Origin of the sequence: Candidatus Competibacter denitrificans Run_A_D11, from assembly GCF_001051235.1 — a bacterium.
In the GTDB taxonomy this organism is placed as follows: Bacteria; Pseudomonadota; Gammaproteobacteria; order Competibacterales; family Competibacteraceae; genus Competibacter_A; species Competibacter_A denitrificans.
Map to the genome: position 1 here is coordinate 1 of NZ_CBTJ020000085.1, position 12,949 is coordinate 12,949.

Annotated in this window: 8 protein-coding genes and 2 pseudogenes; 9 read left to right on the forward strand and 1 reads right to left on the reverse strand. The window is 44.1% G+C overall.

Annotated elements, in window-relative coordinates; all coding sequences use genetic code 11:
• The first annotated feature begins 512 nt into the window (after nt 1-512).
• The 9 genes and pseudogenes from BN873_RS14870 to BN873_RS20155 all read left to right on the forward strand — a co-directional run bounded on the left by BN873_RS14870 (nt 513) and on the right by BN873_RS20155 (nt 12,741).
• A pseudogene (locus BN873_RS14870) lies at nt 513-1,400 on the forward strand (IS982 family transposase).
• A 74-nt stretch (nt 1,401-1,474) separates the two neighbouring features.
• Nucleotides 1,475-2,635 (forward strand): GNAT family N-acetyltransferase, encoded by a 1,161-nt coding sequence (locus BN873_RS14875; protein WP_082161325.1) that lies wholly within the window; start codon nt 1,475-1,477, stop codon nt 2,633-2,635.
• An 8-nt stretch (nt 2,636-2,643) separates the two neighbouring features.
• A complete protein-coding gene (locus tag BN873_RS14880) occupies nt 2,644-3,855 on the forward strand; it encodes a TIGR03087 family PEP-CTERM/XrtA system glycosyltransferase (protein WP_048675423.1) in 1,212 nt (403 codons plus the stop codon).
• A 21-nt stretch (nt 3,856-3,876) separates the two neighbouring features.
• Nucleotides 3,877-6,510: an RIFT barrel domain-containing protein gene (locus BN873_RS14885; protein WP_139031740.1), complete on the forward strand. Its 2,634-nt coding sequence runs from the start codon at nt 3,877-3,879 to the stop codon at nt 6,508-6,510.
• Nucleotides 6,507-7,661, forward strand: a complete 1,155-nt coding sequence (locus tag BN873_RS14890; RefSeq protein WP_277921600.1) for a glycosyltransferase — start codon at nt 6,507-6,509, stop codon at nt 7,659-7,661. The genes BN873_RS14885 and BN873_RS14890 overlap by 4 nt, the downstream gene beginning before the upstream one ends.
• Nucleotides 7,662-7,664: 3 nt before the next feature.
• On the forward strand, nt 7,665-8,252 hold the full coding sequence (locus BN873_RS20150) for an acyltransferase (RefSeq protein ID WP_139031741.1): 588 nt from the start codon (nt 7,665-7,667) through the stop codon (nt 8,250-8,252).
• A gap of 87 nt (nt 8,253-8,339) precedes the next feature.
• Nucleotides 8,340-10,241: an asparagine synthase (glutamine-hydrolyzing) gene (gene asnB, locus BN873_RS14900; RefSeq protein WP_048675435.1), complete on the forward strand. Its 1,902-nt coding sequence runs from the start codon at nt 8,340-8,342 to the stop codon at nt 10,239-10,241.
• Nucleotides 10,242-10,291: 50 nt separating this feature from the next.
• Entirely contained in the window at nt 10,292-11,401 is a 1,110-nt protein-coding gene (locus tag BN873_RS14905; RefSeq protein WP_048675439.1) for a glycosyltransferase, read from the forward strand.
• Nucleotides 11,402-11,556: 155 nt separating this feature from the next.
• A complete protein-coding gene (locus BN873_RS20155) occupies nt 11,557-12,741 on the forward strand; it encodes a glycosyltransferase family protein (protein ID WP_139031742.1) in 1,185 nt (394 codons plus the stop codon).
• Between the two features lie 3 nt (nt 12,742-12,744).
• Here the strand turns inward: BN873_RS20155 and BN873_RS21480 are convergent.
• A pseudogene (locus tag BN873_RS21480) lies at nt 12,745-12,855 on the reverse strand (IS4 family transposase); the annotation flags it as partial.
• Nucleotides 12,856-12,949: the final 94 nt, after the last annotated feature.

A 12,949-nucleotide genomic window follows, 5' to 3' on the forward strand; every position in this document is an offset into this window, starting at 1 on the left:
TTCCACATCCCCAGTTCCCGGACTACCCAACTCATCACGACCTCGTCAAAATATCAATATATTACAGCATGTTGAAAATTGTGGGTAATCGGATGGGCTAGAGGATAGAAATGATATAGCACGGCAAAGAGCAATTGAGTTAATAAAAAATTCACCTACATCTCAACAACCATATGTTGAATTTCTGAAGTCGTGTGTACCAAGTTTTTTAGCCTATAAAATTAGACAAATCAAAAAAATACTTGGTACTTTACATAAATCTTAGCCATCTTTTACAATGATAGCTCATTAAAATGATGAGCATAAGTACCTGAGCAAAAGTTCAGCCGGTTTTTACAGTATTAACTCATTTAAAATACTGAGTTCGAACACCTGATAATTTACGATTACCTACTTAAACGCGATGTTCGACTTTTCGAAGGGAGGTAGCACGATAGGGCAAGCTGAAGCGGCATGAGGGTCTGAGTTAAGCTGAGAGGAACCAACCACCTCAACCGCACGAAGAGGCCGCCATGCCGCTGGAAGACTTTATCATCACGGTGTTTTGCTGGGTAGAAGACCATCTGGAAACTGTGCTGGGAAATCGGCGCTTGCGCCAACGGGGCTTTGCCCCGAAGTGAGCCGATAGTGAAGTGATCACGCTGGAGATGGTCGGTGAGTTTCTGGGATTGGATACCGATGTGGGTCTTTGGACGTATTTTCATCGTCATTGGGGATCGTGGTTTCCAAATCTCGGATCGCGAATCCCATTTGCCCAGCAAGCGGCCCACCTGTGGGTTGTCAATCAGTGGCTTCATCAGCGTCTGCTGATGGAGTTGGGTGCGGCGACTGATCCTCTACGTCGGGTGGATGGCTGCCCTCGGCCGGTCTGTGCACTGACCCGGATGTCCCGATGCCGGTTGTTCCCTGAGGTCGCAGATTTAGGTTATTGTGCCGCAAAAGGCCAGTATTATTACGGACTTCACGGCCATCTACTGATCACTCTCAACGGCGCGATCACCGCGTGCACGGTCACCGCAGCGACCGGGGATGAACGCGAGGCGCTTTGGGAGTTGACCGAAGGTTTCCAGGGCAGGGTAATCGGCGACAAGGGCTACCTCTGCACCTGGCTTCAGACCGAACTCGCCACCGTCGGGATCGACTTGCAAACGCCCTTACGGGCTAATATGAACGACCCTCGCCCCCCTTGGGCCGTCCGGCAACTCACGCGCACCCGCCGCCGCGTGGAAACCGTCATCGGTCAACTGACCGGGCCGTTCCATTTCGAGAAAATCTGGGCGCGGGATGCTTGGCACTTGACCCATCGCATCACTCGAAAAATCTTAGCCCACACCTTGGGTCTGTTCATCAACCTGCAAATCGGTCGTTCAAACCTCCAACTTGTGAGCCTGATCGCCTAAAAGTCGAACATCGCGTCTACTTAAATATAAAACAACTTAGAGTTTTCTAGTCAGATAGGGTTCTGGGTTTATAAATGGAGCAACAGAGACTAATTCTAGATAGCGCCAACTTGTTAAGGTTTAATGCTTTTTTAAGTGGGCATAAATATGGTTGTGTTTATCATTTGCCAGGATGGAGCAATGCTATTGAGGCTGCTTACAATTTTAAAACATATATGCTTTTGAAAAAAGCATCTGAAATTATGTTCCCTCATGCCAATAATTTATTTTGTAACGAAAATGAGAGTGTGGTCGGTTATCTTCCTCTCGTTCATATTACACGGTATCTTTTTAGCGATAGCTTAATTTCAATGCCGTTTTGTGATTCTGGCGGAATACTCTCAATCGATAGAAATATTGAGCGAATGCTGATTGAGCAGGGGTTGCAGGTTGCTGATACGCTTCGTGTACCTACTTTGGAACTACGTCAGTATCAACCCCTAGCCTGTCTGGATGACCAAGAATTTATAGATGAGATCCTGCCATACAGGCTGAAACGAGTAAAAATTTTTACGGATTGGTACGTATTCGCTTTGCCAAGTATCAATAAAGTCCGAATGCTTATTGATCTGCCGATCGACCCGGGTCTTCTTATGGCATCCTTTAAACCAAAACTTAGGAGCCAAATCCGCAAACCTATTAAGGAAGGATTGATCGCAAAAATTGGTGGTATTGAACTCATTGATGATTTTTATAATATTTTTGCGGAAAATATGCGTGACTTAGGTTCACCTGTCCATTCGAAAAAATTTATCGCCGAAACCCTAATAACATTTCCTAATGCCGCAAATGTGTGCATCATTTATAATAATGGAAGACCCCTAGCTGGTGGTGTAACTATTGGATTTAAAGACACCTTGTCTAATCCTTGGGCCTCATCATTGCGCCGCTATAGCCATCTGGCACCCAATATGCTACTTTATTGGTCGATGCTGGAATTTGCATGCCAAAATGGTTACCAGTTTTTTGATTTTGGCCGCTCTACTCCTGGCGAAGGTACTTACAAATTTAAGGAACAATGGGGAGCAAGGTCTGAGCCGCTCTATTGGTATCGCTTTTCAAAAACTGGCGATCAAGGCTGGAGCGATCAAGCCAATCAAGATAAAATGAGAAAAGCGATAGAGTGCTGGAAAAAACTGCCTGTACCTCTCACTAAGATCATTGGTCCTAGAATCCGAAAATATATCAGTTTGTGACATCATTAATGCGTATACTATTTCTGACCCATCGCCTCCCATATCCCCCGAACAAAGGCGATAAAATTCGTTCTTATAATATTTTGTGCTATTTAATTAAAAATCATGAGATCTATCTGGGTAGCCTGATTGATGACAAGAACGATATTCAATATGTTGCTCAACTTCAATCCCAAGTTAAAGGATTTGTCTTTGAGACTATTCGGTCGCAAATAAAGAAGATTTTTTGTTTGCGTAGCTTGCTAAAAAAAAAATCAGTCTCAGTATGTTACTTCTATTCAAGCAGGCTACAGAAAAAAATAGACGCTTTATTTGAACGAATTGACTTTGATGTTATTTTGTGTTTTTCATCGCCGATGGCGGAATATTATTTTCGATCTACCTATAAAAATAGGGCTGCAAAACCCATGGTTCGTATCATGGATCTGATTGATGTGGATTCGTATAAGTGGGTTCAATATGCTGAACAAGCAACGGGTTTGAAGCGTCTGATCTACCACTATGAAGCCCGTTATCTCTTACAATACGAGCATCAGATAGCCGGAACCTTTGATCACTTGCTCTTAGTAAGCGAACAAGAAAAAAAGATTTTTCTGCAAGAATTGGCGGCACCTAATATTAATGTTGTAACTAATGGTGTTAACCTTGACTTCTTCAATCCATCCTATCCTCAAGGATATCAAATTCAAAAACCAGCATTGGTTTTTACTGGGGTCATGGATTACTGGCCAAATATTGAAGGTGTCTGCTGGTTTGTCGAGAGCATTTTCTCCCTTATTCGATCTGCCTTTCCTGAGGTGGTCTTCTATATTGTTGGTAGTCGGCCAGCTATAGAAATCAAAAACTTGGAACGTACTGAAGGCGTTGTAGTAACCGGCTTTGTCGAGGATGTCCGGGATTACCTAGCCGCTGCTGCTGTGTGCGTTGTCCCATTACGTATTGCACGGGGGATCCAGAACAAGATTCTTGAGGCTATGGCAATGGGTAAGCCCGTGGTTACTACACCGCAGGCCTTTGAAGGTATCAAAGCTGTGCCTGATGAAGAAATTATCACCGCTGAGAGTGAGGAAAGTTTTGCTGCAGCGGTGATCAATTTGCTCAAAAATCCTGCTCAGGCTCAACGGATTGGGGAACATGCTCGGCTTTGTGTGGAAAAGCATTATTCTTGGGAAAATAACTTGCGTATTTTAGACAAGCTTTTGTTAGAGCCGATTAGCTAGTCAGTTGGGTGAAAAATTTTTGTGACACATTTACATGCTCCTGTGTGGCTTCAAGAGCGCCACGGCTTTGCAAGAAGAAAACAACCGGTTCGTATCGGCATTCCGCTGTGTCATGGACAGGTATTCGACAGTGCTGAAACTGGTGTCATTGATCACACAGGAAGCTGGCTACCAAGCCAAGCTCGGCCCTTAAGCTGGTGGCCTGATCGTAGTATCAAATGGTTATTGGTGGATTTTTTAGCAGATTTACAAGCAGGTGAACGTGCTGGTTTTACTGTGGTTTCCAAGAGCCAGGATAAAACCCAGACTGCTGCTATCGACCAGTTTCCTGTTCTATCTTGGCAAGAGAGTGCGGAAGCCTTGGTGGTTTCTACCGGGATTGCGACGTTCTCGATCTCTAAAACTGTATTTTTACCTTTCAATTCCATCCAAGTCGATGGAGTAGAGATACTGTCAGAGTCCGGATCGGCAACTCGGTTATTGGACCGTAATGGTAAGCAATATCGCCCCGTCATTGAGCGTTGGCTGAGTGAACAGCCCGGCCCTTGGCGAGCATCTTGGGTGGCTGAGGGAAGCTTTTGGGCCAATTTAGTTAAATCGCCGCTGCGTTTTAAGGCCCGATTAACATTTTTTGCGGGTATGTCCTACGTTTGCGTCGAGCTATTATTGAGAAATCCACAAGCTGCGGTTCATTCAGGTGGCTTATGGGATCTTGGTGATCCTAACTCGTTTTTTTTCACTGATCTTTCAATGGATTTACAGCTTGTTGACCCAATCGAGCAATTGAAATGGTATGCTGAGCTACCCAGTGAAGCTCACTCCGCTAATTTCAATGAATGGACCTTATACCAGGATTCCAGTGGTGGAAAAAACTGGAACTCGCCCAATCATATTGATTGCTTCGGTAACCTTTCAGTTGGATTTTGTGGCTACCGAGTTGAAAGTCGTAAAGATGGAAAGATAGCTCGACTTGCTGAAGGCCAGCGTGCCACCCCAGCACTCCATTTGATAAGCGCTTCAAGCTGGTTGGCAGCAACTGTTCAGGATTTTTGGCAGAATTTCCCTAAAGCTTTGCGGTACCGGGATGGTAAATTGAGTGTTGCCCTGTTTCCAAACGAGGGGCAAAAACTGTATGAATTACAGGGTGGAGAGCAAAAACGTCATACAATTTTTGTAGATGTTGGGCTAGGTTCGCAAAAGGCTGTTTTAGCTCAGCTACAGCATCCGATTCAGGTTTGGGTCGATCCAAGCTGGGTGGAAAAAACAGCGGCTGTTTCTTATTTTGTTAGTCAGCCAGATGATCCTAATCACAGTTATATTCAATATATTGATAGTCTCTTGGAAGGTCCAAACTCGCTTCTCAATAAGCGTGAAATTATTGATGAATATGGCTGGCGTAATTTTGGTGACTTATACGCCGACCATGAAGCCGTACATCACCTTGGGCCGGAGGTACTGGTTTCTCACTATAACAACCAATACGACTTTATTTATGGCGCAGCAATTCATTTCCTGCGAACCGGTGATGGACGTTGGCGATTGCTATTAGAGGCTGCCGCACGGCATCTAATCGACATTGACATTTACCATACTAATCAGGATAAGGCGGCTTACAATCACGGCTTGTTTTGGCATACCGATCACTATAAGCCTGCGGGGACTTGTACCCATCGGACGTATAGCCGACAAAACGGGATTTCAGGCAATTATGGCGGTGGGCCGAGTAACGAGCATAACTACACGTCGGGTTTGCTCTTTTATTACTATCTCACCGGTGATCCAGAAGCAGCGGAAGCCATTTTGGAGCTGGCCGCTTGGGTTTTTGGAATGGATGACGGTACACAAACGTTGTTGGGATTACTGGATGAAGGCCCAACCGGCGGGGCCAGCCAGACAGTCAGCACTCTTTACCATAAGCCCGGTCGCGGAGCGGGCAATTCAATTAATGCTTTGCTTGACGCTTATCGGCTGACGGTTGACCGCCGCTATCTATCGAAGGCCGAAGATATCATTCAACGCTGCATCCATCCGTATGACGATATCCCTGCCTTGAAGCTGGACGAACCGGAGTATCGATGGTCCTATCTGGCATTTTTGCAGGTTTTAGGCAAATATCTTGATAGCAAGCTTGAATGGGGTGAGTTGGATTATAATTTTTATTACGTCCGTGATGCTTTCCTCCACTACGCGGAGTGGATGCTAAAAAATGAAACTCCCTACAAAGATGTACTGCATAAGGTAGAAATCCCTACGGAAACGTGGCCCGCACATGACATTCGAAAAAGTCATATCTTTCATGTAGCGGCAAAACATGCTCCACCTGATCAATATACGAGCTTTACGGAGAAAGCCTGCTTTTTTTTCGAGCGTTGTTTGAGTGATGTGTGCAGTTTCGATACTGCTTTCTTAACCAGACCGCAGGTTATTTTAGCTGTATATGGTTATATCCACGCTTATTTCCAGAAGCATGGAAAGGAAAATGCTGATTATCGCCTTCACGGTTACCATTTCGGTGAGCCGGAGAATTTTCTTCCACAAAAAGCACGAGCCAAAGCTACTCTGCAAAGAAAACTGAAAGTGGCGATTGCGGAGTTAAAGCGGCTGGTGTTTGTCAAAGGCCAAATTTTGAAGCCCAAGCACGTTAAAAACCCTTGAATTCTCCGACTCGCCCCCGCCTTGCTTACGTAGTTAATAGCCTAAATCCTGGTGGTACGGAGCGGTTGGTCATTGAGATGAGCTTGGCGTTGGCCGCTGATTATGACCTACAGGTATTGTGTTTGGACGAACCGGGACACTGGGCATACAGGCTAAGGGAACAAGGGATTCCCGTCTATTGCTTGTGGCGGCAACCGGGGTTGGATATGTCGGTACCGCTTAAGTTAGCCCGGTATTTTCGCCGCCACAGCACACAGATTGTTCATGCCCACCAATGTACCCCATGGTTTTATGGCGCACTGTCCCGGCTGATTTATCCGACACCGCGTTTGCTGCTGGAGGAGCATGGGCGGTTTTTCCCGGAAGTGCTCAACCGCAAGCGAATTTGGTTCAATCGTTTAGTCGTGGCTCCGCTTACGCATCGCTGCATCGCGGTTTCCGAAGATGTGAGAGATCGCTTGGAGCGCTATGAAGGATTGGCGGAACCAGCGATTAAAGTGATTTACAATGGTGCTAGAAAAGAGTCGACACTTGACCATGTGACGAGAACAGGCTTGCGGCAAGCCTGTGGATTCGTGCCCGAGGATTTCATCATCGGTACAGTAGGTCGTTTTGACCCGATAAAAAATCTTCCCTTGTTAGTGCGAAGCATCACAGCAGCTACTAAAAAAGCTCCGCAGATTCGGGGTTTGCTAGTTGGGGATGGTCCTGTTTTTTCTGAAATCGTTACCTTAATTGGCCATTTGGGATTGACCGATCGGGTTCGCTTGGCAGGATTTCGCAATGATGCTAGCCAGATGGTGCAGTGTATGGATTTATTTGTCCTGTCCAGTCTGAGCGAAGGGACGTCCATGGCTTTATTGGAGGCGATGGCTGCCGGCGTTCCCGTCGCGGTTACAGCGGTTGGTGGTAATCCAGAAGTTGTGTTCAACGATCAAACGGGTTGGGTAGTACCATCCGAGTCAGTGGAAGCGTTGACCACCGTTCTGCTGGAGGCAGTAAATAATCCGCAGAAACGACAGATGTTCGCACGCGCTGGCCAGCAGCGCTTTGAGGAGTATTTTACTTTTGATGAAATGATTACGGCCTACCAAAAAATTTACCGTGACCTGCTTTCGCCGGTCGCTCTTGGGAAGAACTCCGGTAATTAAAAGTTGACCGAAATTTTAAGAAGATTTTTGAAAGTAACAGTTTTCGCTAGCGCTTTTTTTCTGGTATCGCCATTGGTTTTACTCGCTTGGCTAGAAAAAAAGACGAGTGTTAAGGAAGCTATTTTTGTTAGCCTTGGTCAGTTTCTTGGATTATTCCCAGGTATTATAGGCAGCTATCTAAGAGCAGCTTATTATTGGACGCTTCTGGATCGCTGTTCTTGGGAAATTCATGTGGGATTTGGATCTTATTTTTCCCAGCGTGGTGCCGAATTAGGGGCTAATATAGCGATGGGTGGCTATTGTATTATTGGTACTGCTTCTATTGGTGATGGAGTGATGATCGCCAGCCGGGTTAGTATTCCCAGCGGCAAACGCCAGCATGTCGATGACATAGGCCGACTTTGTTCGAATACAACCTTGGATAGAGTGACTATCGGCAAAAAATGTTGGATTGGGGAAGGCGCGATTATTTTGGCAGATGTGGGTGATGGGTGTATTGTTTCAGCGGGAACCGTGATCACTACTAAGATGCCTGACAATTATCTTATTGGCGGAAATCCGGGGAAACCGATTAAAGAACTGCCCCATTGAGTTTCTCTATTTGTATTTTTCTTCCTAGAAACGTTCATCTCTGGTTGCTAATCTGGGTGATGGGAGGGCGTATTTTGAAGGTAGGCCATGTGCGGTATTACCGGATTCATTAATTTCGGTGGCCATAACCGAGCCGATGCGCTATCCCGTCTTAAGCGGATGGCAGATATCTTGCGTCATCGTGGTCCCGATGAAGAAGGTTTTTATGTTGATGACCACGCTGCTCTTGGTCATCGCCGTTTATCGATTATCGACTTAAATAGCGGCCAACAACCGATGGCTGCACTCAACGGACAAGTTCAAATCGTATTTAATGGAGAGATTTATAATTTTCTTGAAATTCGTCATGAATTGGAGGCTAAGGGATATCGCTTTAACACTCGCTGCGACACCGAAGTTATTTTACTAGGCTATGTCGAATGGGGAGAACAATGCGTTGCCAAACTGAATGGGATGTTCGCATTCGCGATCTGGGATAACCGGTATCAGCAATTGTTTTTGGCGCGTGATCGGGTCGGAAAAAAGCCTTTGTATTATTATCATAATGGCCAGACCTTCGCCTTTGCCTCAGAGCTAAAGGCACTGCGGGTCGGGGATCTTTGCCCGGATGAACTGGATCTGGAGGCGTTGGATTGCTATTTCTCCTTTGGCTATATCCCGGCACCGAAATCGATCTATAAAGCGGTCAAGAAACTACCAGCGTCTCGCTATTTACGAGTATCGAAGCAAGCTTGTACTGAAATAAGGTATTGGAATTTGAGTTTCGCTGACCCAATCCCCCGTACCTTAGATGAAGTCACTGAAGAGTTTGCCGCTCTGTTGGATGAAGCGGTTCGCTGTCGGTTGATGAGTGAAGTTCCTTTAGGTGTATTCCTGTCAGGCGGATTAGATTCGACATTGGTCGCTGCGTCAATGGCTAGAGTGATGAAGACGCCTGTTATCACCAATTCCATTGGGTTTGACGCTCAAGATTTTAATGAACTACCGCTAGCTAGGGAGGTGGCTGAGCATATTCAGGCAGATCATCACGAATTCATTGTCAAACCCCAAGTAACCGATATCTTAGACAAGATTACTTGGCATTTCGATGAGCCATTCGCCGATTCGAGCGCTGTGCCAACTTGGTATGTCTGCCAAATGGCGAAACAGAAGGTGACAGTGGCGCTATCTGGCGATGGCGGTGATGAAGGGTTCGGCGGCTATACCTTTCGCTATATCCCGCATGTTCTGGAATCCAGACTCAGAGCCATGCTACCTGCTGTATTACGTCGGCCGCTTTTTGGCTTGGTGGGCACGATGTGGCCAAGATCAGCTCGGCTACCAAAGCCGTTACGGTTGAAGACTATTTTCGAAAACTTGGCGGTAAGCGATGCCGAAGCGTTTTATCGAGATTTGATTTGGTTACGTGATGAGACGAGAACAGCATTATATTCTCATGACTTCATGCAAGCTCTGCACGGTTTTACCCCGATAGAAATGGTTTATCCTTTTTATGCTGGTAGTGATGCTCCAGATGCTTTAGGCCGTAGCCAAGATACTGATATTCATTTTTACATGACCGATGATATTTTGGTGAAAGTTGACCGCATGAGTATGGCCCATTCCTTGGAAGTGCGTTCACCTCTGATGGATTATCGGATTCTTGAGTTTGCAGCTCGATTGCCGACTGATCTTAAGATTCAAAATTCTAAAGGTAAGCTGCTATTGCGGAAACTGGCTTCGCAGAGGCTACCAGCATCGCTTGAAAATCGACCTAAGCTTGGGTTTTCGATACCTGCCGCTGCGTGGTTACGGAGTGAGCTAAAGCCGGTTATAGAGCAAATATTGCTTGATAAGTATTCACCGATTGCCACTATTATAGAAGGAAAAAAAATAAGAAGTTTGTGGAAAGAGCACTTAGAGGGATCGAGAGATCATAGCGTATTTTTTTGGGGGATAATGATGCTAGGGCTGTGGAAAAGCAACTGCTATGATAGTAGCGAACAGTGAATATCGTAACAGGCTGAAGTAGATTGTCTGCAGGACTCTCGATAAAATCAATGAATAGTATTCGAGTGATGCAATTAGGCAGCCCTACAGGGCTATACGGTGCTGAACGCTGGATTTTGGCGCTTATTCGTCATCTTGATTCTACTAAAGTAGAATCGATTGTATCGGTGATCCGGGACGCGCCTGACCTTACAGCCCCGCTGTGTACTAAAGCACAAGAGTTGGGGTTCCGAACACATATATTTGAAGCATATGGACGATTAAATTGTTCTGCAATTAAGCAATTAAGACAATTTATCTTAAGTGAAGAAATACAGATATTGCATACGCATGGTTATAAGACTGATATAATTGGATTATTGGCAACATTGCGAACCTCCTGTCGTGTAGTTTCTACACCGCATGGTTGGAGCTTACACGCCGGTATTAAACTCAAAGCCTATGAAGCTTTAGATCGGGCAGTCTTTCCATTTTTCAATGCAGTTGCACCACTTTCAGATACTATTTTCAATGACCTAAGTAAATTACCCTACTTAAGAAGTAAGCTATATCTAATTCGTAATAGTGTCGATCTGTCTGAAATAGATGCTATAAATAGCATACCTGATCAAATCCTTTCTTGGAAAAATGATGGTTATTTTATAATTGGTTACATTGGTCAGCTTATTACCGGTAAGGGGTTAGATATCCTTTTAGAGGCTTTCTCTAAGTTGGTAATTCCCAAGAAAAAATTAATCCTTTTAGGTGGCGGCGCACAGCGACAAGACCTTGAGGAAATAGTATCAAGCTTAGAAATCCAGAATGAAGTGGCATTCTTAGGATTTCGCGATGATCGTCTAAATTTCCTGAAAGGATTTGATATTTTTGTTTTACCATCTCGGTCCGAAGGTATTCCTCGTTGTCTGATGGAGGCTATGGCGGCACAAGTTACAGTGATCGCTTCAGATATACCTGGCTGCACAGATCTTATCAAGCATGAACAGACTGGATTGTTGTTTGAGGTTGATAATGTGGAGTCATTGTTAAACCGACTAAATCAGTGTACAAACATATATGAAAGAATAAAATTAAGCCAAGGGGGCAGAGATTTTATCACCTCAAATTTTTCTGCTCACTCAATGGCATACCAATACCAGAAGCTTTATGAGAAAATCCTATAAAACTCTTCACTTATAGAAATAGGAGTTACGCAGTTGGATCTCTAACGCTCTGATTTTAAAAGAAATCGACTTGTGCAGCAGACAACCGAAATCTTCTATTAATCGATCACTTTAGAATTCCAACTGCGTAATTCCTAAGAAAATTAAAATAACCTATGAAATCTGATGAGTTTAAGCGGGATATTATACCACCTTCCTTTATTGTATTCTCTGACGATTGGGGTGAACATCCCTCTAGCTCTCAGCATATTTTTAAACATATTGCCTTAAATCATAAAGTACTTTGGGTAAATACGATTGGGATGCGTAACCCGAAATTAACGTGGTCTGATTTCAATAAAATAATAAAGAAAATTAAAAAAATGTTTGGAAGCCTGAAAGTTGAGTCGCAAAAAAGAAAATCTGACAATATTTTTTTGTATGTTTGTCAACCTTTTATGCTTCCATTTAATCAGATCTTCCTAATTCGCAGGTTTAATAAATACTCAGTTCGACGAGCCATTCAGCTAAATAACCGTCATTTAAATTTAACTAACTCTATAGTTGTTTCCACAGTACCAAATGCCTGTGATTATATTGATATATTAGATAATAGTAAAACTGTCTACTATTGTGTTGATGATTTTACGCAATGGCCGGGACTCAATCATTGTTTAGTAGGAGAAATGGAAGATCAACTGATAGGAAGATCTGAGATATTAATTGGAACTTCACATAAGCTATATAGTAAACTACATGCGTATAGTAAACCAACCTATCTATTAACTCATGGTGTTGACAGAGCATTATTTTCACAAAACCCATTAGTAGAACATTCGTGTCTTACCAGCATCCCGAAACCTCGGGTAGGCTACTTTGGCCTAATTGATGAGCGGAGCGATCAAGGCCTACTAATAGCTATTGCTTCAAGTATGCCTGATTTTTCTTTTGTTATGACTGGCCCTGTTGTAACAGATGTTTCGCCCTCAAAAACCTGTTCAAATATTTATTTTACTGGACCTGTTACCTATACAGAGTTACCGTCTCTGGTGAAAGGTTTGGATATCCTATTTATTCCATATTTGGTAAACGAATTTACTGACTCAATTTCGCCCTTAAAACTGAAAGAATATTTGATAACAGGAAAACCTGTAGTTACTACACCGTTGGCTGAGGCTAAAGCATTTTCTCAATATTTGATGATTGCATCATCGATTGAAGGGTGGAAAATTGCTTTAACGAGTTCGTTGAAGCAAGATCAGCCATCAAAATTTGAACTGATTATAAAAGCGATGGAAGGTGAATTATGGGAAAATAAGGCTAAAATTTTTTTAGATCTTTGTATGCAGGAAAATATTTAGGAGCTAAGTACAGGACAAAAACCTCAAAGTCCAGAGGAAATCCTGGAATTTCTCGGAGAGGTTAAGGACGATGTGACGGAGGAAATCAAGGCCGTGCCGGAAGAGGGACTTAGAGGACATCCGGCACAAAAGGTGCTTAACCTCAACAAGGTGGTAGGCTGTAGGCAAGGCAATCATTCTGGAGAAGACGTTATGGCCTACCCCGAAA